Annotated in this window: 14 protein-coding genes and 2 tRNA genes; 4 read left to right on the top strand and 12 right to left on the bottom strand. The window is 62.0% G+C overall.

Annotated elements, in window-relative coordinates; all coding sequences use genetic code 11:
* Positions 1-104: 104 nt before the first annotated feature.
* Positions 105-866, bottom strand: a complete 762-nt coding sequence (rlmB, locus tag HU742_RS19960) for a 23S rRNA (guanosine(2251)-2'-O)-methyltransferase RlmB (protein ID WP_092395762.1) — start codon at positions 864-866, stop codon at positions 105-107.
* Positions 863-3,481 carry a ribonuclease R gene (gene rnr / locus HU742_RS19955; protein ID WP_186638508.1) on the bottom strand — a complete coding sequence of 873 codons (2,619 nt, stop codon included), beginning with the start codon at positions 3,479-3,481 and terminating at the stop codon, positions 863-865. Before rnr ends, rlmB begins: the two co-directional genes overlap by 4 nt.
* Before the next feature lie 226 nt (positions 3,482-3,707).
* Here rnr and HU742_RS19950 point away from each other — a divergent pair.
* The 4 genes from HU742_RS19950 (at position 3,708) to HU742_RS19935 (ending at position 6,853) form a co-directional block, all read left to right on the top strand.
* Positions 3,708-3,794, top strand: a tRNA-Leu gene (locus HU742_RS19950).
* 176 nt (positions 3,795-3,970) lie between these two features.
* Positions 3,971-4,057, top strand: a tRNA-Leu gene (locus HU742_RS19945).
* 232 nt (positions 4,058-4,289) lie between these two features.
* Positions 4,290-5,300, top strand: a complete 1,011-nt coding sequence (locus HU742_RS19940; protein ID WP_186638507.1) for an extracellular solute-binding protein — start codon at positions 4,290-4,292, stop codon at positions 5,298-5,300.
* Positions 5,300-6,853, top strand: coding sequence for an ABC transporter permease (locus HU742_RS19935; RefSeq protein ID WP_186645245.1), 1,554 nt, complete (start codon positions 5,300-5,302; stop codon positions 6,851-6,853). The genes HU742_RS19940 and HU742_RS19935 overlap by 1 nt, the downstream gene beginning before the upstream one ends.
* A gap of 82 nt (positions 6,854-6,935) precedes the next feature.
* Here the strand turns inward: HU742_RS19935 and HU742_RS19930 are convergent, their stop codons facing one another.
* From HU742_RS19930 to HU742_RS19885, 10 genes are all read right to left on the bottom strand, one after another.
* Positions 6,936-8,870 (bottom strand): methyl-accepting chemotaxis protein, encoded by a 1,935-nt coding sequence (locus HU742_RS19930; RefSeq protein ID WP_186645247.1) that lies wholly within the window; start codon positions 8,868-8,870, stop codon positions 6,936-6,938.
* 150 nt (positions 8,871-9,020) lie between these two features.
* A complete protein-coding gene (locus tag HU742_RS19925) occupies positions 9,021-10,313 on the bottom strand; it encodes an adenylosuccinate synthase (RefSeq protein WP_039592540.1) in 1,293 nt (430 codons plus the stop codon).
* Positions 10,314-10,368: 55 nt separating this feature from the next.
* Complete coding sequence (locus HU742_RS19920) at positions 10,369-11,556, bottom strand: ATP phosphoribosyltransferase regulatory subunit (protein WP_186638501.1); 1,188 nt, start codon at positions 11,554-11,556, stop codon at positions 10,369-10,371.
* A gap of 321 nt (positions 11,557-11,877) precedes the next feature.
* Positions 11,878-12,747, bottom strand: a complete 870-nt coding sequence (gene hflC / locus HU742_RS19915; protein ID WP_186638499.1) for a protease modulator HflC — start codon at positions 12,745-12,747, stop codon at positions 11,878-11,880.
* The gene (gene hflK / locus HU742_RS19910) at positions 12,747-13,919 is read right to left on the bottom strand and encodes an FtsH protease activity modulator HflK (protein WP_186638497.1); all 1,173 of its coding nucleotides are present in this window, start codon (positions 13,917-13,919) and stop codon (positions 12,747-12,749) included. Before hflK ends, hflC begins: the two co-directional genes overlap by 1 nt.
* 85 nt (positions 13,920-14,004) lie before the next feature.
* Positions 14,005-15,306, bottom strand: a complete 1,302-nt coding sequence (hflX, locus tag HU742_RS19905; RefSeq protein ID WP_186638495.1) for a ribosome rescue GTPase HflX — start codon at positions 15,304-15,306, stop codon at positions 14,005-14,007.
* A gap of 12 nt (positions 15,307-15,318) precedes the next feature.
* A complete protein-coding gene (hfq, locus tag HU742_RS19900; RefSeq protein WP_003186419.1) occupies positions 15,319-15,579 on the bottom strand; it encodes an RNA chaperone Hfq in 261 nt (86 codons plus the stop codon).
* Positions 15,580-15,670: 91 nt separating this feature from the next.
* A complete protein-coding gene (gene miaA, locus HU742_RS19895) occupies positions 15,671-16,642 on the bottom strand; it encodes a tRNA (adenosine(37)-N6)-dimethylallyltransferase MiaA (protein ID WP_186645249.1) in 972 nt (323 codons plus the stop codon).
* Positions 16,642-18,558: a DNA mismatch repair endonuclease MutL gene (gene mutL, locus HU742_RS19890; protein WP_186645251.1), complete on the bottom strand. Its 1,917-nt coding sequence runs from the start codon at positions 18,556-18,558 to the stop codon at positions 16,642-16,644. Before mutL ends, miaA begins: the two co-directional genes overlap by 1 nt.
* Positions 18,555-19,985: an N-acetylmuramoyl-L-alanine amidase gene (locus HU742_RS19885; protein ID WP_186638485.1), complete on the bottom strand. Its 1,431-nt coding sequence runs from the start codon at positions 19,983-19,985 to the stop codon at positions 18,555-18,557. The genes mutL and HU742_RS19885 overlap by 4 nt, the downstream gene beginning before the upstream one ends.
* Positions 19,986-19,987: the final 2 nt, after the last annotated feature.

Below are 19,987 nucleotides of genomic sequence, written 5' to 3'. Positions count from 1 at the left end.
AGGCGGCGCAAGGCAATTGGCGAATATTTGAACAACCGCCGATCCTGCCCTACACAAAACAATGTGGGAGCAAGTTTGCTCCCACATTTTCATCATGCGTTGGCTCAGGGCTTTTTAGCGGCAGCCTTGACGCCACGCTGGCGCTGGGCCTCGAACAGGCAGACACCGGTCGCGACCGAAACGTTGAGGCTGCTGACGCTGCCGGCCATCGGCAGCTTCACCAGATAGTCGCAATGCTCGCGAGTCAGGCGACGCATGCCCTTGCCTTCGGCACCCATGATCAGGATGGTCGGGCCCGTCAGGTCCTGGTCATAAATGCTGACTTCGGCCTCGCCCGCCGTGCCCACGACCCACAAGCCGCGTTGCTGGAGTTTCTCCAGGGTGCGCGCCAGGTTGGTCACCGCCACCAATGGAATCACTTCCGCCGCGCCGCAAGCGACTTTACGCACCACCGGCGTCAACGTCGCCGACTTGTCCTTGGGCACGATCACCGCCAGCGCACCGGCGGCATCCGCCGAACGCAGGCAGGCACCGAGGTTGTGCGGGTCGGTCACACCGTCCAGCACCAGCAACAGGGGCGCACCTTCGGTTCGGTCGAGCAGCTCGTCGAGCATCGCTTCGCCCCAGACCTGGCTCGGGCTGACTTCAGCCACGACGCCCTGGTGCACGCCTTCGACCCAGGCGTCCATCTCACGACGCTCAGCCTGACCGACCGCCACGCGATTTTCGCCGGCCAATTCAATCAGGGTCTGCACCCGCGGATCGCTACGCCCCTCCGCCAACCAGATCTGCTTGACCCGCTTGGGGTGATGACGCAGCAGCGCCTCCACGGCATGCACGCCGTAGATTTTCTCCAACTGACTCATGACTTGGCCTTGGGTTTACGCGCCCCGCCACTCTTGGCTGGAGTCGAGCCTGCTTTCGGCGGGCCTTTACGATGTTTGCCCGGTTTGCTGGTCGCCTTGTCCGGGGCCGACCTTGCGGCCTTTCCCCCAGACGACGCTTTACCGCCGTTCTTGGCTTCGGTCAGCAACGCCTGCTTCATTTCACGACTTTTGCGCAGCTCGGCGTTTTTCGCCGCTGCATCGCTCGGGCGATAGGCTTCGGCGGCCTTCTCCTTGGCCGGACCGCGACGCCCGGACTTGGACGATGCTGGCTCGGCGCCGGTCTTGGCCGCAGGCGCCGCGGTTTCGGCACCGCGCTTCTTGCGGCCAATCGGCGCGCTGATGGTTTTTTCAGCCATTTCGAAGTCGATCTTGCGCTCGTCAAGGTCGACGCGCATCACGCGCACTTCAACCGTGTCGCCAAGACGGAAGCTACGGCCAGTGCGCTCGCCCGCCAGGCGGTGGTGCACAGGGTCGAAGTGGTAGTAGTCGCCAGGCAGCGCGGTGACGTGCACCAAGCCTTCGACGTAGATATCGGTCAGTTCGACGAACAGGCCAAAACCGGTCACGGCGGTGATCACGCCTGGGAACGATTCACCCACGCGATCCTTCATGTACTCGCACTTGAGCCAGTTCACTACGTCGCGAGTCGCTTCGTCGGCACGCCGCTCGCTCATCGAGCACTGCTCGCCGAGTTGCTCCAGGGCTGCTTCGTCGTACGGATAGATGCGCGCCTTGGGAATGGTCATCGCACCGGCACGCTTGACGTGCGGCGTGTCCATCTTCGAATGGATGACGCTGCGGATCGCCCGGTGCGTGAGCAGGTCGGGATAACGACGGATCGGCGACGTGAAGTGGGTATAGGCTTCGTAATTCAGGCCGAAGTGGCCCTGGTTATCGGCGCTGTACACCGCTTGGCTCAGGGAACGTAGCATGACAGTCTGGATCAGGTGGAAGTCCGGGCGATCCTTGATACTGGCCAGCAAGGCTTGGTAATCCTTCGGCGAAGGGCCGTCCTTGCCTTTGTGCAGGGACAGACCCAGCTCACCGAGGAACGCTCGCAGTTTTTCCAGGCGCTCAGGCGGCGGACCGTCATGGACCCGGTACAGCGCGGGAATCTCGTGCTTTTTCAGGAATTCAGCGGTAGCCACGTTGGCCGCCAGCATGCATTCCTCGATCAGCTTGTGCGCATCGTTGCGAACGGTCGGACGGATTTCGGCGATCTTGCGCTCGGAGCCGAAGATGATCCGGGTTTCCTGGGTTTCGAAATCGATCGCGCCCCGCACATGACGTGCTGCCAGCAACACCTTGTACAGCGAATAAAGCTGCTTGAGATGCGGCACCACATCGGTGTATTCGCCACGCAGCTTGCGCGACTCGGCCAGCTTCGGCGTTTCCAGCATCGCGCTGACCTTGTTGTAGGTCAGGCGGGCGTGGGAATGGATCACCGCTTCATAGAAGCAATAGTCGGTCATCTCGCCGGACTTGGAGATGGTCATCTCGCAAACCATGGCCAGGCGATCGACTTGCGGGTTCAGCGAGCACAGCCCATTGGACAGTTGCTCCGGCAGCATCGGCACCACGCGCTCGGGGAAGTACACCGAGTTGCCGCGCACCTGGGCTTCGGCGTCCAGCGCCGAGCCGAGCTTCACGTAGCTGGAGACGTCGGCAATCGCGACGTACAACTTCCAGCCACCGGAGAACAGGCGCAACTTGCCTGGCCTGGCTTCGCAGTAGACGGCATCGTCGAAGTCCCGTGCGTCTTCGCCGTCGATCGTCACGAACGGCAAGTGGCGCAGGTCGATGCGCTTCTCCTTGTCTTTCTCCTCGACTTCCGGCTTGAGCTTGGCGGCCTCTTTCAGGACCGCATCAGGCCAGACGTGGGGAATATCGTACGTGCGCAGGGCAACGTCGATCTCCATGCCCGGAGCCATGTAGTTACCGACCACTTCCACGATATCGCCTTGAGGCTGGAAGCGCGGGGTCGGCCAGTGGGTAATTTTTACTTCGACGAACTGACCGATCTGAGCGTTGGCGTTGCGGCCCGGAGTGACCAGGACTTCCTGCTGGATCTTCGGGTTGTCCGGAATGACAAAACCGATACCGCCTTCTTCAAAATAGCGGCCGACGACCGTTTCGTGGGCACGGGACACCACTTCGACGATCACGCCTTCGCGGCGCCCACGACGGTCCAGGCCGGATACGCGGGCCAGCGCACGGTCACCATCGAACACCAGGCGCATCTGCGCCGGACTCATGAACAGATCGTCGCTGCCATCGTCCGGAATCAGGAAACCGAAGCCGTCACGGTGGCCGGCGATGCGACCCAGGATCAAATCGAGCTTGTCGACCGGGGCATAGGTGCCACGCCGGGTATAGATCAGTTGAGCATCGCGCTCCATGGCACGCAGACGGCGGCGCAGGGCTTCGAGCTGATCCTCGGTGGTCAGGCCGAACTCTTCGACCAGCTGCTCGCGGCTAGCAGGCGAACCCCGATCGGCGAGGTGCGCCAGGATCAGTTCGCGGCTAGGAATAGGGTTTTCATATTTTTCCGCTTCACGAGCGGCCTCGGGATCGAGGGACTGCCAATCGGCCATTAGAGAGTTTTCACCTTGTCTATATGCGGGTTAGTTTGGCATAGGCGTAATGAAACGGGAAATTTCAAGCGTCAGATGCCTTTTCTAAAGTCTTTTGACCGACCTTTAAAGCCCTGGATCGCACCACTGGTGAAATTTAACGGTTTTTTTGCTCGCAGGGGTTTACAGTTAAAAACACGCTCCGTATAGTGCGCGCCATCGACGACATACACATGTTGTCGATACTGCCCAGATGGTGAAATTGGTAGACACGCCAGCTTCAGGTGCTGGTGACCGCAAGGTCGTGGAAGTTCGAGTCTTCTTCTGGGCACCAATTCAAGCTTCAAGGTTTCTTGCCTTGAGCCTCTCAAAAACCCGCGAAAGCGGGTTTTTGCGTTTCGCCCCACTGGTTTTCCGTTTTGGCAATTATCAAAACAAAAACAGGGGTTTACAGATCAAAACGCGCTCCGTATAGTGCGCCACATCAACAGCGGCAACGCTGAAGATGCTGCCCAGATGGTGAAATTGGTAGACACGCCAGCTTCAGGTGCTGGTGACCGCAAGGTCGTGGAAGTTCGAGTCTTCTTCTGGGCACCAATTCAAGCTTCAAGGTTTACACACCTTGAACCTCACAAAAACCCGCGAAAGCGGGTTTTTGCGTTTCCGGGCTTAACGCCCCCTCCGTGGCGAGGGAGCTTGCTCCCGCTGGAGGGCGCAGCCCTCCCTGACAATCCGCCAGACAAACCAGACTCCCCAAGCCGCACATGAGAAACAATATCGTTTATCATTGTTACAAGTTTTTGCTACACGACAGTGAGGAACCCCGCGAATGATGTTTCGAACCACCCTGCGCCGCGCCCTGACCTTCACCCTGCTCGGCCTGACCCTCGCCACGCCCCTCACCGAAGCCGCCGACAAGGTAGAACTGACCCTCTACAACGGCCAGCACAAAGAAGTAGGCGACGAATTGGCCAAGGCCTTCGAAGCCAAGACCGGTATCCATGTCAACGTGCGCAAGGGCAGCAGCAACCAGCTCGCCAGCCAAGTGGTCGAAGAAGGTGAGCGCTCCCCAGCCGATGTGATCTACACCGAAGAATCGCCTCCGCTGAACAAACTCGGCGAGCAAGGCTTGCTGGCGAAGATCGATGACGCCACCCTCGACGTACTGCCCAAGGACTATGTGGCCCGCGACGGCGCCTGGATGGGCGTGACCGCCCGCGTGCGCGTGGTCGCCTACAACCCCAAGCTGATCGACGAAAAAGACCTGCCGAAAACCGTCCTCGATTTTGCTCAGCCGCAATGGCAGGGCAAGGTCGGCTTCGTTCCGACCAGCGGTGCGTTCCAGGAACAAGCCGTCGCCATTATCAAATTGCATGGCAAGGAAGCAGCCGAAGAATGGCTCACCGGGCTGCGCGCGTTCGGCAAGGTCTACAGCAACAACATGGTTGCCCTCAAGGCCGTGGAGAACGGCGAAGTGGCGACCGTGCTGGTGAACAATTACTACTGGTTCGCCCTGCAGCGGGAAAAAGGCCAGCTCGACTCCAAGCTGCACTATTTCACTGGCGGCGATGCCGGCGGCCTGGTTACCGTCTCCAGCGCAGCTGCGCTCAAATCCAGTAAACACCCCAAGGAAGCCCAACAATTGCTCGCCTACATGGCCAGTGAAGAAGGCCAGCGCGTGATCACCCAGACGTCCGCCGAATACCCGCTGCACAAGGGCATGACGTCGGATCGCGGCCTCAAGCCTTTCAACGAACTCGAACCACCGAAAGTCACCCCGGCCGACCTCGGCAACGCCGAAGAAGCACTGGAGCTGGAACGTGAAGTCGGCCTGAACTGATGACGCCTTCGCTGACTGCCGGGAATTACGTTCCGCGGCGCAAGCGCCCGTCGATCGGGTTGCTGGTTCCCGTGTTGCTGCTGGTGCTGCTGAGTGCTCTGCCGCTGCTGTACGTCACCGTAAAAGCCTGGCAAGCCGGCTGGGCCGAGGCGCTGCACCTGCTCTGGCGGCCTTACGTGTTCGGCTTGCTGCGCAACACCCTGGCCCTGATGATCGGCGTCACGCTGGCCTGCGGCATCATCGGCCTGTCCCTGGCCTGGCTGCTGGAGCGCAGTGACCTGCGGGGCCGCCGGGTCTGGGGCGTCATTTTGTGCCTGCCGTTCGCGGTGCCGGCGTTTGTCAGCAGCTTCACCTGGGTCTCCCTGAGCGCCCAATTCGAAGGGCTGGGCGGGGCAATCCTGGTGATGACCCTGTCCAAATACCCGCTGATCTTTCTTCCCGTGGCAGCAACCCTGCGCAACCTCGACCCTTCCCTCGAAGAGTCCGCGCGCACCTTGGGGCAGAATCGCTGGGGCGTGTTCTTTCGCGTCACCCTGCCGCTGCTCTGGCCTTCGCTGCTGGCCGGCTCATTGTTGATTGCCCTGCACATGCTGGTGGAGTTCGGCGCGCTGTCGATCATCGGCCTGCAAACCTTTACCACAGCGATTTATCAGCAATTCGAGCTGGAATTCAGCAATGCCAATGCCGCCATGCTGTCGGCCGTGCTGTTGGCGCTGTGCCTGGTCCTGCTGTGGCTGGAGTTGCGAGTGCGCGGCAGGGGCCGTCATGTGCGCACCGGACAGGGCGCGGCGCGACAGCCCGAGCAAGTGCGACTCGGTGCCTGGGCAGTACCCGGTCAGTTGTATTGCTTGGCATTGGCGGTCATTGGCAGCGGTATTCCGCTGGGGATGTTGGCGTACTGGCTGGCGGTGGGCACTTCCGCCGCATTTCCGGCGGGCGAAATCGGCGAGGCGCTGCTGTCATCGCTGGCGCTTTCACTTGGCGGCGCCGCGCTCTGCCTGATACTCGCGGTGCCGGTCGGCCTGCTGGTGGTACGTCATAAGGGTCGCCTGGCGCTATGGGCCGAACGCCTGCCCTACTTGCTGCACGCCCTGCCAGGGCTGGTGATCGCCCTGAGCCTGGTGTATTTCGCCCTGCATTATGTACCGGCGCTGTACCAGACTTCAGGTCTGCTGCTGATTGCCTATGCGCTGCTGTTCCTGCCGCTGGCCCAAGCGCCGGTGCGTACCGCGCTGAACAAGGCTGCGCCGCAGCTGGAAGAGGCCGCGCGAACACTGGGAGCTTCGTCGCTCAGTGCGTTCTGTCGCGTGACGCTGCCGATCATCTTCCCGGCGCTGGGCGCGGCGTTCGCGCTGGTGTTCCTGGATGCGATGAAAGAGTTGACCGCCACGCTGCTGCTCAGCCCCACCGGGCTCAACACGTTGGCAACAGCCGTATGGGCACATACCTCGAATGTGGAGTTCGCGGCAGCTGCGCCTTATGCGGCGCTGTTGATCCTGGTGTCGGGGCTGCCGGTTTATCTGCTGACGACGCGGATGTATCTGAGCCGCTGAAGCGGCCATCGCAAGCAAGCTCGTTCCACAAGGCAACCCTGTGGGCGAGCTTGCCTGCGAAAGGCCAGCGCAGGCTTTTCGATCAAGCCCTGAACTGCCCCAGGCTCGCCTTCAACTGCGCCGCCAAACTGTCCAGCACCTTGCCGCTGGCCGTGGTCTCGACCACGGCCTGGGCGGCTTTTTCGGCCTGGACATGAATGGTTTCCACTCGGCTGCGCACCGCTTGCGCGCCTTGGGCCTGATGCGCGGCTGCCTGGGTTGCCAGGCCGATGGCCGCATGGACTTGCTCGACGGAGGCCTGCACCGACTGCTGCAACCGCGCGCTGTCGCGCAGCACCAACAAACCCTCGCTGGCCTGGCGCCCGGCCTGACCAATCGCAGCCACTGCTTCACGCGCGCCCTGTTGCAAGGCGACGATATGGGCCTGGATGTCGCCGGTCGAACTCTGGGTCTTGCTCGCCAGCGCCCGTACCTCATCCGCCACCACCGCGAACCCACGTCCGGTTTCGCCGGCCCGCGCCGCCTCGATGGCTGCGTTCAAGGCCAGCAGGTTGGTTTGCTCGGCGATGCCATGAATCACAGTCAGCACCACTTCGATCTGCTCGCTCTGCTGCGCCAACCGCTCGATGACTTTCGCCCCTGTATCGACCTGACCGGCCAACGCCTCGATCAACCCCCCCACCTTGGCCGAGGTGCGGGTGTTTTCGTCGGTAGCCTTGCGAATCTCCACCACTTGCTGCAACGCCGCCTGCATCGCCTGGCTTTCCGACTGCGCTTCGTCGGCCATTTGCGACAGCGCCCGCAAGCTCTCGGCCACTTCATCGCGCTGCATGCCGGCCGCCGCATCGGCACCGGAGTTGCGCAAGGTCATCGCGCCAATTTCCTGACCGGTCCGCTGGGCCACATCCCCTGCCTCGCGCACGATGGGCTGCAACTTATCCACAAAGCGGTTGACTGCCGAGGCCATCTCGCCGATCTCGTCCTTGCTGTTGATTTGCACGCGCTTGGTCAAGTCGCCCTCGCCCGCCGCCAGGTCGTTCATCGCCGCGATCAGTAGCTTCAGGCGATTGACCACCCGACGCCCCAGCACCACGGCCAGCAACACCAGAACGCCAAAGCCCACCAACGCCAGGCCCAGGCCGATACGCCAGCGCAAGGTTCCTGCGGCCTCTTGCACGGTAGCGGCGGTGTTGGTCTGCATTTGCGTGGCGGTTGCCTGCGCCGAACCCAAGCGGCCGCGCATGGCGGCGGCGCTGTCGGCGGCGGCACCCTTGAGGCTGTCGCCCACCAGTTGGTCGCTGCTGGCAATCAACGCAGCAAAGCGTTGGTCGAGAGCCCTCAGATCGGTCTCAACGGAGGCCGTCGACACCCCCATCAACACCTTGCCGATTTCCACGCCGTTGGGGTTGATCGAAGCTTCGAGGTAATACACGGAGGGATCGTTCTTCGCAGCATCCAGCACTTTGTCCAGCGCGCGCTCGCCCTTGCCCTTTTCCAGCAAGGCCTTGTTGATCGGGTTCTCCCGGTTCAGGTAGCGCGTAAGGTGTTCACCGGCGGCGTCGTCATAAATGACAAACAGCACGTTGGGATTGCGCTGGGCCCGGCGGGCGAATTCAGAAAGGGTCGGCACGTCGCTGTCCCACATGGCGCGCGGAGCGACCGAAGCCAGAAGCTGCGCCATATCATTGGCGGACTCCTTGAGGCTTTTCTCCAGCGTCGTGCGCAGTTGCGCCTGCTCGTCCTTCAATCGCGTGGACAAACCGGCGGTAAGGCGCTGCCGGGTGCTGGCCGACAAGCTGTCCAGGCTTGAGGTGACTTCATGCCCGGCCTGCTCCAGTTCACCAGACAACTTTTGACTGTCGCCCCCCAGCCGCGCGTTTAGATCGGCCTCCAGCGCGGTGACCGTGCTTCGGGTCAGCGCAACGGCGACCAGCACTTGCACCAAAAGGGCGATACCGAGGGTAACGAACACCGGCCGCAGCAGACGGCTTTGTAACAGTGAGAGAACGGCCGACACAGGAGAATCCCTCTACTAACGCCATTAATTTGATAGCACTCGTATAGACGTGCCGGTAATGGAGTTGCAAAGCAAGTGTCGTGCCGCACGGGCGGCAGAAATGACAAAGGACCCTAACGAGGGTCCTTTGTGTTTTACATCAACGACTTATCAGCCGAATGGGTGACGCAGAACGATGGTTTCGTTACGGTCCGGCCCCGTCGAAATAATGTCGATCGGCGCGCCGACCAACTCTTCGACACGCTTGATGTAATTGCGAGCCGCTACAGGCAGCTCTTCCAAGGTCTTGGCGCCTACGGTCGATTCGGTCCAGCCTGGCATCTGCTCATACACCGGCTCCAGGCCGATGTAGCTGTCGGCATCGGTCGGTGCGTCGATGACCGCGCCGTCCTGGTTCTTGTAGCCCACGCAGATGTTGATGGTTTCCAGGCCGTCCAGTACGTCCAGCTTGGTCAGGCACAGGCCCGAGATGCTGTTGACGTCGATGGCGCGACGCAGGATCACGGCATCGAACCAGCCGCAACGACGAGCACGACCGGTGGTGGCACCGAACTCGTGGCCGCGCTTGGCCAGGAAGGCACCGACATCGTCGAACAGCTCAGTCGGGAACGGACCCGAGCCGACGCGGGTTGTGTAGGCCTTGGTGATGCCCAGGATGTAGTCCAGGTACATCGGGCCAAAACCCGAACCGGTGGCGATGCCGCCCGCGGTGGTGTTGGAGCTGGTGACGTACGGGTAGGTGCCGTGGTCGATGTCCAGCAACGAGCCCTGGGCGCCTTCGAACATGATGTCCTTGCCGGCGCGGCGCAGCTCGTGCAGCTCGGCGGTGACGTCGAGCATCATCGGCTTGAGCAGCTCGGCGTACTCCATGCACTCGTCCAGGGTCTTCTGGAAGTCGATGGCCGGCTCTTTGTAATAGTTGACCAGGACAAAGTTGTGGTAGTCCAGCAACTCGCCCAGCTTGGCGGCGAAACGCTCGCGGTGGAACAGGTCACCGATGCGCAGGCCGCGACGGGCGACCTTGTCTTCGTAGGCCGGGCCGATGCCGCGACCGGTGGTGCCGATCTTCAGTTCGCCACGGGCCTTTTCACGGGCCTGGTCCAGCGCAACGTGATAGGACAGGATCAGCGGGCAGGACGGGCTGATGCGCAGGCGCTCGCGCACCGGCACGCCCTTCTCTTCCAGCTTGATGATTTCCCGCAGCAGGGCGTCGGGCGCAACCACCACGCCGTTGCCGATCAGGCACTGCACACCTTCGCGCAATACGCCCGACGGGATCAGGTGCAGGACGGTTTTTTCACCATCGATCACCAAGGTGTGACCTGCGTTGTGGCCACCCTGGTAGCGCACTACGGCGGCAGCATGTTCGGTCAGCAGATCAACGATCTTGCCTTTGCCCTCATCACCCCACTGGGTGCCCAGGACTACGACATTCTTACCCATAACACTTGTCCTCATTCGCGCAAACTTGGTGCCGGCTGATGGCCGGCAGGAAAACTCAAGAAGCCAGCGGCAATACTTGCCAAAGCCCGTTCTGCTGAATCAATTGCCGGTCGCAGTCCGCTTCACGGGCGGCGGCCAAAGGCTGCCCAGGCAATGCCTGGACAACACGCTGACCCTCACTGCGCAACTGGCAGACCATCTGCCAGAGTGCCGCATCCGTACTGTCAGGCATCCAGATACCGCCAGACGGTAGCTCGATTTCAGCACGCCCCAGGGTCACCAGGGTTTTCAAATCGGTAGAGAAACCGGTCGCCGGACGGGCGCGACCAAAGTCGGCACCGATGTCGTCGTAGCGACCGCCCTGGGCGATGGACTGGCCAACACCCGGCACGAACACGGCGAACACCACGCCGGTGTGATAGTGATAACCGCGCAACTCGCCCAGGTCGAAATACAGCGGCAACTCGGGGAAGCGCACCGACAAACGATCGGCAATCGCCAGCAGATCGTCCAGTGCCGCCAACACCGGCGCCGGCGCATGGGCCAAGCGTTCACGGGCCGCAGCCAACACCTCACGGCCGCCACACAGATCCACCAACGCACGCAACATGCCGGACAACTCGGCCGGCAGGCCTTCGGTCAGGCTGACAACCTCGTCGATGGCCTTGCGCTGCAGCGCGTCGAACAACTGCTGTTCCACTTCGCCGGACAAACCGGCCGCACGGGCCAGGCCACGGTAGATGCCGACATGCCCCAGGTCCATGTGGACATCCGGCACGTCAGCCAGTTGCAGCATAGCCAACATCAGGCTGATGACTTCTACGTCACTGCTCGGGCTGGCGTCGCCATACAGCTCGGCGCCCAGCTGGATCGGGCTGCGCGAAGACGACAAGGCACGCGGCTGGGCATGCAGGACACTGCCGGCGTAGCACAGCCGGCTGGGACCTTCGCGGCGCAGGGTGTGGGCGTCGATGCGTGCCACTTGCGGCGTGATGTCGGCACGAAAGCCCATCTGCCGACCCGACTGAGGATCGATAACCTTGAAGGTGCGCAGGTCCAGGTCCTGGCCCGCGCCGGTCAGCAGGGATTCCAGGTACTCGATATGCGGGGTAACGACGAACTCGTAACCCCAGCTCTGGAACAGATCCAACACCTGCCGACGCGCAACTTCAATACGCGCAGCTTCCGGTGGCAGTACTTCTTCGATGCCATCTGGCAGCAGCCAGCGGTCTACCGTTGCCATTACGCCATTCCCCTATGGTCCGGGCGGCCAGCCTTCAGGCTGGCCTTGAGTGAAGCAGAAAATGCCGGCGCCATGCGAAGATCCGCAAACCACGCGCAAGGGCGACGTGACGAATGGCCCTGGATCGGCCTCGCCAAGCACTTTCCTCGAAAAACCTGTCGAGTCGTTCAACCCGACACCTGCACCTGTAACCACAATCAAACGTGCAGACGCAAAAAAGCCGGGAATTTCCCGGCTGCCGCATCATACACACGTTTTCCGAAAGGATCACCCCGCCCGACGTTTTAGCCGCCGGGCGGAGTGCTTCAGGTCAACGTCGCATCAAGGCTTGGACTTTTCCAGGTACTGGAAGAAGTCACTGCTTGGGTCCAGGACCAGAACGTCGGATTTGTTCGCGAAGCTTTCACGGTAGGCACGCAGGCTACGGTAGAACGCGTAGAACTCCTGATCCTGACCATAAGCCTTGGAGTAGATCGAAGCGGCCTGGGCATCACCATCACCACGGACCTCTTCCGATTCACGATAGGCTTCGGCTAGCAGCACGCGGCGTTGGCGATCGGCGTCGGCACGGATGCCTTCGGCCAGCTCGTTACCCTTGGCGCGGTGCTCGCGAGCTTCACGCTCACGCTCGGTGCTCATCCGCTCGAACACGCTGCGGTTCACTTCCTTCGGCAGGTCGATGGCCTTGACCCGGACATCGACGACTTCGATCCCCAGCTCTTTTTCCGCCATCGCATTCAGCGAACGGGTGATGTCGGCCATGAGCGCATCACGCTCACCAGACACCACTTCGTGCAGGGTGCGCTTACCGAACTGGTCCCGCAGGCCCGACTCCAGGCGACGTGACAGACGCTCGTCGGCGATCTGCTTGAGGCCCGAGGTCGCGGTGTAGAAGCGCTCGGCATCCTTCACGCGCCACTTGGCATAGGCATCCACCATCACGGCTTTCTTTTCCAGCGTCAGGAAGCGTTGCGTCGGTGCATCCAACGTCATCAGGCGAGCGTCGAACTTGCGCACCTTGTTGACGTACGGCACTTTCACATGCAGCCCCGGCTGGACATCAGCCTGGACCACGCGACCGAATTGCAGCAACACCGCCCGCTCGGTCTGAGCCACGATGTAGAAGCAGTTCCAGGCAGCGATCGCCACGACGACACCGACAATAAGGGCGATCAGCGATTTATTGCTCATCAGCGACTCTCCCTGGTACGTGCTTGCTGTTGCTGCAGATCCGCCGCCGCGCGGGCATTGGCTTCATTGCTGGCGGCTGCCGCGCTGGTCGGCGGCGTGCTGGTGTTGCGACCGCTCTCGACCATCTTGTCCAACGGCAAGTACAGCAGATTGCTCTGGCCGTTCTTGTTGCCGGTCACGAGGACCTTGCTGGTATTGCTGAAGACTTCCTGCATGGTGTCCAGGTACAGACGCTGGCGGGTCACTTCGGGGGCCTTGCGATACTCGGCTACCAGTTTGGTGAAGCGGTCAGCCTCACCCTTGGCGCGGGAGACCACTTCGTCGCGATAACCGTTGGCATCCTCGATGATGCGCTGGGCCTGGCCACGGGCTTCCGGCACGACGCCATTGGCATAGGTTTCGGCCTGGTTGCGCGAACGCTGCTCGTCTTCACGGGCACGGATCACGTCGTCGAAGGCTTCCTGTACTTCACGCGGTGCCGCTGCGCTCTGCACGTTAACCTGGGTGACGGTGATGCCGGTGCGATAGGTGTCGAGGAAGCGCTGCAGGCGTTCCTTGATTTCGCTGGCCATCAGTTCACGACCTTCGGTCAGCACCTGGTCCATGGCGGTGGAACCCACCACATGGCGCAAGGCACTTTCGGTCGCATGCTGCAGGCTGATTTCCGGCTGGTCGACGTTCAGCACGAAGTCCTGCAGGTTGGTGATCTTGTACTGCACGGTCAGCGGCACTTCGACGATGTTTTCGTCTTCGGTCAGCATCTGGCCCTGCTTGGTGTAGGCACGCTCACGCGTGACGTTCTCCATGTACTTCTGATCGATCGGCGGGAAGTAGATGTTCAGGCCCGGGCCTACGGTTTCGTAGTACTTGCCGAAGCGCAGCACCACGGCCTGCTCCTGCTCGTCCACGACATAGACCGCGCTGTACAGCCAGACAGCCGCGAGCACGACAAGACCGATGCCGAGCAGGCCGAAACCGCCGCCCTTGCCCGGACGGCTGCCGCCATCGTCACCGCGTTTCTTGCCACCACCGAACAAACCGTTCAGGCTTTCCTGCAGCTTGCGGAAGGCCTCGTCGAGATCCGGTGGTCCCTTGCGGTCGCCGTTGTTACGACGCTTGCCGCCCCAGGGATCCTGGTTATTCGAGTTGCCACCCGGCTCATTCCAAGCCATAGCGCTCTCCATCTGATAAAGCAAAGACGCGCCCACGGCGCGCCGGCCAATGCTACAGAATGCCTGACACAGCTTTCTCAGGCTTTTATTGCAAAGTGTGTTGCTCGATGAATTCCATCGGTTGCAGCCCTTCACGACTGACCAACCGGTTCAGTTCCGCCCGAGGCAGGCGAACGGCCAACAGGCAGACGCCATCTTCATCATGTTCTTCTTTCTGCACCGCGCCCAACTCGAAGAACTGGGCACGCAGCCGGGCAAAACGCTGCGGCAGCTTCAAGGTGCCGACGAACAAGTCATCGCCCAACAGCTCCGCCACGGCCTGCTTGAGCAGGTCCAGTCCACTGCCATCACGAGCTGACAGCCAGACCCGTTGCGGCTTGCCGTCGGCATCGCGCTGGATCTGCGGCTCCACGCCCTCGAGCAAATCGAGTTTGTTGTATACCTCGAGGATCGGCAAGTCCTGGGCCCCGATCTCGCCCAGCACGATCATTACCTGCTCGATCTGCAGCATCCGGTCCGGCTCGGCGGCATCGATCACGTGCAGCAGCAGGTCGGAGTTGCTCGACTCTTCGAGCGTAGCCCGGAAAGCCTCGACGAGTTTATGCGGAAGGTGACGGATGAAGCCCACGGTGTCGGCCAGCACGATCGGCCCGAGGTCAGCCAGGTCGAGCCGGCGCAGGGTCGGGTCGAGCGTGGCGAACAACTGGTCGGCGGCGTAGACGTCGGACTGAGTGACGTTGTTGAACAAGGTCGATTTGCCGGCGTTGGTATAACCCACCAGTGAAACCGTCGGGATGTCCGCCCGCTTGCGACCACGACGCGACTGCTCGCGCTGGCTGCGGACTTTTTCCAGCCGCCCCTTGATCTGGCGCAGGCGAACCCGCAACAGGCGCCGGTCGGTTTCCAGCTGGGTTTCACCCGGACCACGAAGGCCGATCCCGCCTTTCTGGCGTTCAAGGTGAGTCCAGCCGCGGACCAGCCGCGTACTCATGTGTTCAAGCTGGGCCAGTTCGACCTGGAGCTTGCCTTCATGGGTACGTGCGCGTTGGGCGAAGATGTCGAGAATCAGCCCTGTGCGGTCGATCACGCGGCACTCGAAGACACGTTCGAGGTTGCGCTCCTGACTGGGCGTAAGGATGTGATTGAAAATCACCAGATCGATGTGCTCGGCCTTGACCAGGTCGCGCAACTCCTCGACCTTGCCACTGCCGATCAGGAACTTGGCGGTTGGCCGATGACGCGGCACGTTGACAAACGCGACGGTCTCGGCGCCGGCCGAAATTGCCAATTCCTGAAACTCCTGCGGATCTTCGCGCGCCTCAGGGTCCTGTCCTTCCAAGTGAACGAGAATAGTCCGCTCACCACCACCGTGGCGCTCAAAGAACAAAGGAGGCTCCTATCAAGCGTTACCCGGTTCAGCGTCACCGCCTTCGGATTCGGTTGCACTAGGCAGACGAATTGGACGAACCGGCACCACTGTCGAGATAGCGTGTTTGTAGACCATTTGGCTGACGGTATTCTTCAGCAGGATGACGAACTGGTCGAAAGACTCGATCGTGCCTTGCAGTTTGATCCCGTTGACCAGATAGATGGACACCCCAACTTTTTCTTTACGTAAAGTGTTCAAGTAAGGGTCTTGTAGCGAATGCCCTTTTGACATGTGCCGCACTCCTTTAAGGATCAATTATAAAAATCGGAATCAGATGGCTTGGGCCGTCACACCCCCAAGGATAGACGGCAATTGCAAGGACTCAGCTCAATATGGAGATGGTCCCAAGGTATTTCAAGGCGCGTGGCAGATTGTCGCAATCAAGGCTGTCGAGCCAATGCAAGTCAGTCCAGCTGCGCAGCCAGGTGAACTGGCGCTTTGCCAATTGGCGCGTGGCGATAATTCCGCGCTCGCGCATCTCGGCTGACGTCAGCTTGCCGTCCAGGTAGTCCCAGACTTGTCGATAACCTACCGCACGTATAGACGGCAACCCGGCATGCAGGTCACTTCGCTCACGCAGGGCTACGACCTCGTCTATGAATCCCTGTTCCAACATTAATGTGAATCTTTGTTCAATTCGCCGATGCAGCACTTGCCGGTCCGCCGGAGCGATGGCCAGATTCGCGACAGTATAGGGCAATTGTTGCAGTCCCGAAGCGGCTGCTTCAGTACTTCGCGCAGATTGTCGCTGCCTGAGGGCCGTCATGCTCTGGCCGCTGACCCGATAGACCTCCAGGGCCCGGCTGAGCCGCTGCGGGTCATTGGGGTGAATACGCGCCGCCGACTGCGGGTCGATGACCGCCAATTGCTCATGAAGTGCTTGCCAACCAAGGCGCGCGGCTTCTTCTTCGATCTGCGCGCGCACTTCGGGGTCGGCCGCCGGCATGTCCGCCAGCCCGTCGACCAAGGCCTTGTAATACAGCATGGTGCCGCCCACCAGCAGCGGGATCTTGCCCCGGGCGGTGATCTCGGCCATGGCCTGGAGCGCGTCACGGCGAAAATCGGCTGCCGAATAAGCCTCGGCCGGGTCCAGGATGTCGATCAAGCGATGGGGAAATTCGGCCAGCAATTCTTTTGACGGCTTGGCGGTGCCGATGTCCATGCCGCGGTACACCAGCGCCGAATCGACGCTGATCAACTCGCAGGGAAGGACTTTGGTCAGTTCAATGGCCAGGTCGGTCTTGCCGGCGGCCGTCGGCCCCATCAGGAAAATCGCAGGAGGGAGCTGGTTCATCAACGACCGCGCAGGAACAGTTTGTCCAGGTCGTCCAGGCCCAGTTGGGTCCAGGTCGGCCGGCCGTGGTTGCATTGGCCACTGCGTTCGGTGTTTTCCATGTCCCGCAGCAGGCCGTTCATCTCCGGCAGGGCCAGGCGCCGGTTGGCACGGATCGCGCCGTGACAGGCCATGGTGCCGAGCAGTTCATTCAGGTGCGCCTGGATCCGGTCACTGGTGCCGTACTCCATCAAGTCCGCCAGCACATCGCTGACCAGCCGATTGGCCTCGGCCTGTTTCAACAAGGCCGGGATCTGCCGGATCGCCAGGGTTTCCGGCCCCAGCCGCTGCAACTCAAAGCCCAGGCGCTGGAACCAGCTCACATGCTCTTCCGCACAATCGGCTTCGCGCTGGCTGACCGCCAGGGATTCGGGCACCAACAGCGGCTGCCCGCTCAGGCCTTCGCTGGCCATGGCGACTTTCAAGCGCTCGTACATGATCCGCTCGTGGGCGGCGTGCATGTCCACCAGGACCAGGCCCTGGGCGTTTTCCGAGAGAATATAGATGCCCTTGAGCTGAGCCAGGGCATAACCCAGCGGCGGGATGTCGCCCTGGCCGTCGGGAAGTGCCGCCGCGCCGTTCTCCGGCAATGGCTTGAAGAATTCCCGATAGGCCGCCTGGGCCTCGGCTGCCGGCACGTTCGATTGCGGGCGTGGGGTGTATTGATACTGATAGCCGCTGCCGGCACCGCTGCCGGCCGTATTATTGTAGCTCGGCTGAGGCTGGGGTTGCTCCAGCAGGGCATTGGCCGCCAGGCGCATTTCGCCCTGGGGCCCGAATTCGCCAGCGTCCAGCCCCGTTGGCCGGACCATGCCCGCCACTGCCGCCGGCGCCGCCAACTGATCTTCCGGACGCACATCGCCCAAGGCGCGGTGCAAAGTGCCGTAGAGGAAATCATGAACCATGCGCCCGTCACGAAAACGCACCTCGTGCTTGGTCGGGTGCACGTTGACGTCTACCACCGCCGGATCGACTTCGAAAAACAGCACGAAGGTCGGATGCCGGCCATTGAACAGCACATCGCGATAAGCCTGGCGTACGGCGTGGGCCACCAGTTTGTCGCGAACCGCACGACCGTTCACATAGAAATACTGCAAGTCCGCCTGGCTGCGGGAGAACGTCGGCAACCCAACCCAGCCCCACAGGTGCAGGCCATTGCGCTCCACCTCGATAGGCAATGCCTGTTCCAGGAAACCCGCACCGCACACCGCGCCGACACGTCGGGCGCGGGCCGCATCGTCGTGGGCCTCGTGCAGGCTGAGGATGGTCTTGCCGTTGTGACGCAGGTGGAACGCCACGTCAAAACGCGCCAGGGCCAGGCGCTTGATGACTTCCTGCAGGTGGTCGAACTCAGTCTTCTCGGCCTTGAGAAACTTGCGCCGGGCCGGGGTGTTGAAGAACAGATCGCGCACTTCCACCGACGTGCCAACCGGATGGGCCGCGGGCTGGACGCGAGAGGCCATGTCGCGGCCTTCGGTCTCGACCTGCCAGGCCTGCTCGGCGTCGCGGGTGCGAGAGGTGAGGGTCAGGCGCGAGACGGAGCTGATGGAAGCCAGGGCCTCGCCACGAAACCCCAGGCTCATGACCCGTTCCAGGTCTTCGAGGTCGCGAATCTTGCTGGTGGCGTGGCGGGCCAGGGCCAGCGGCAAATCGTCGGAAGGAATGCCGCCACCGTCATCGCGAACCCGCAGCAACTTGACGCCGCCCTGCTCGACATCGACGTCGATGCGCTTGGCCCCGGAGTCGAGGCTGTTTTCCAGCAATTCCTTGATGACCGAGGCCGGGCGTTCGACCACCTCGCCGGCGGCGATCTGGTTCGCCAGCCGAGGGCTGAGCAGTTCGATGCGGGCGGTGCTGCCGATCACGTCGTCACTCATTGCTTGGCCGCCACTTCATTACCCGGAATGGTCAGGGTCTGGCCGATCTTGAGCTCGTCACTCTTGAGATTGTTGGCGCTGCGCAAGGTGGCGGGCGACACCTGGTAACGCACGGCAATCATGGCCAGGGTTTCGCCAGGATTGACCCGGTGATCCCGTGGACCCTGGACGATCTTGCCGGAATCGCGCAGCCAGGCGATGTAGGTGCCCGGCGGCGGATTCTGCTGGAAGAACTGCCGCACGCCGCTGCTGATGGATCGGGCCAGGGCCTGCTGATGGCTCGCAGACGACAGTTTCGAGGCTTCGTTGGCATTGGAGATGAACCCGGTCTCCACCAGGATCGACGGGATGTCCGGCGACTTGAGCACCATGAACCCGGCCTGCTCGACGCGCTGCTTGTGCAGCGGCGTGACGCGCCCGATATTGCTCAGGACTTTCTGGCCGACGTTCAGGCTGGAGGTCAACGAAGCGGTCATCGACAAGTCAAGCAACACACCCGCGAGCATCCGGTCCTTGTCGTCGAGGCTGACATTGCCCGCACCACCAATCAGGTCGGAGCGGTTTTCACTGTCGGCCAGCCAACGGGCGGTCTCGGAGGTTGCGCCGCGGTCGGACAGGGCAAACACCGAGGCCCCGAATGCGGCTTTCGAAGGCGCGGCGTCAGCGTGGATCGAGACGAAAAGGTCGGCGCCCTTCTTGCGAGCAATTTCCGTGCGGCCGCGCAACGGGATGAAATAATCGCCAGTGCGGGTCAGTTCGGCGCGGAAGCCTTTCATGCCGTTGACCTGGCGCTGCAATTCGCGGGCGATCGAGAGCACCACGTCTTTTTCACGCTGCCCACGCGAACCTGAGGCGCCCGGGTCCTCGCCACCGTGGCCGGCGTCGATCACGACAATGATGTCGCGCTTGCCAGCAGGCGCCGGCGGGAGCTTGAGCGCAGGCTCGGTCGGGGTCACCGGCACCGCGGGCACCGTGGCAACCTTGGTCGGCGGCGGTGGCGGCGGGTCGGCATCGGACGGGTTGTCGAACAGGTCCACCACCAGTCGATTGCCGTACTGGGCGTTGGGGGCCAGGGTGAAGCTCTTCGGGGTCACGGCTTTTTTCAGGTCGATGACCACCCGCAGGTCGGTCGGCGTACGCTGGGCCGAGCGCATCGCGGTAATCGGTGTATTGGAGGTGGGCACGTTCAACGGCGCGCCGAGGGACGCACCATTGATGTCGATCACCAGGCGATCCGGGGCCGTAAGGGTAAAGACGCTGTGCTGCACCGGGCCAGTCAGGTCGAACACCAGCCTTGTATTGTCCGGCGCCCGCCAAAGGCGAACGCTGTTGACCTTTGTCTCAGCCACAGCATCGACGGCCAGTGCCGTAAGCAACAGTCCTACGACAGCAACCACCGCGCGAAAGCGCATACCAAACCCCATCATCA

It is taken from the genome of Pseudomonas marvdashtae, assembly GCF_014268655.2.
Classification (GTDB): Bacteria; Pseudomonadota; Gammaproteobacteria; order Pseudomonadales; family Pseudomonadaceae; genus Aquipseudomonas; species Aquipseudomonas marvdashtae.
Note: the sequence above shows the minus strand (reverse complement) of the source record. Positions and strands in the feature narration are given on the sequence as shown.

Bases quoted from the DNA above. Each gene is read 5' to 3' on its own strand.
- rlmB (WP_092395762.1), bottom strand. From the start codon at position 866: ATGAGTCAGTTGGAGAAAATCTACGGCGTGCATGCCGTGGAGGCGCTG.
- rnr (WP_186638508.1), bottom strand. From the start codon at position 3,481: ATGGCCGATTGGCAGTCCCTCGATCCCGAGGCCGCTCGTGAAGCGGAA.
- HU742_RS19940 (WP_186638507.1), top strand. From the start codon at position 4,290: ATGATGTTTCGAACCACCCTGCGCCGCGCCCTGACCTTCACCCTGCTC.
- HU742_RS19935 (WP_186645245.1), top strand. From the start codon at position 5,300: ATGACGCCTTCGCTGACTGCCGGGAATTACGTTCCGCGGCGCAAGCGC.
- HU742_RS19925 (WP_039592540.1), bottom strand. From the start codon at position 10,313: ATGGGTAAGAATGTCGTAGTCCTGGGCACCCAGTGGGGTGATGAGGGC.
- HU742_RS19920 (WP_186638501.1), bottom strand. From the start codon at position 11,556: ATGGCAACGGTAGACCGCTGGCTGCTGCCAGATGGCATCGAAGAAGTA.
- hflC (WP_186638499.1), bottom strand. From the start codon at position 12,747: ATGAGCAATAAATCGCTGATCGCCCTTATTGTCGGTGTCGTCGTGGCG.
- hflK (WP_186638497.1), bottom strand. From the start codon at position 13,919: ATGGCTTGGAATGAGCCGGGTGGCAACTCGAATAACCAGGATCCCTGG.
- hfq (WP_003186419.1), bottom strand. From the start codon at position 15,579: ATGTCAAAAGGGCATTCGCTACAAGACCCTTACTTGAACACTTTACGT.
- miaA (WP_186645249.1), bottom strand. From the start codon at position 16,642: ATGAACCAGCTCCCTCCTGCGATTTTCCTGATGGGGCCGACGGCCGCC.
- mutL (WP_186645251.1), bottom strand. From the start codon at position 18,558: ATGAGTGACGACGTGATCGGCAGCACCGCCCGCATCGAACTGCTCAGC.
- HU742_RS19885 (WP_186638485.1), bottom strand. From the start codon at position 19,985: ATGATGGGGTTTGGTATGCGCTTTCGCGCGGTGGTTGCTGTCGTAGGA.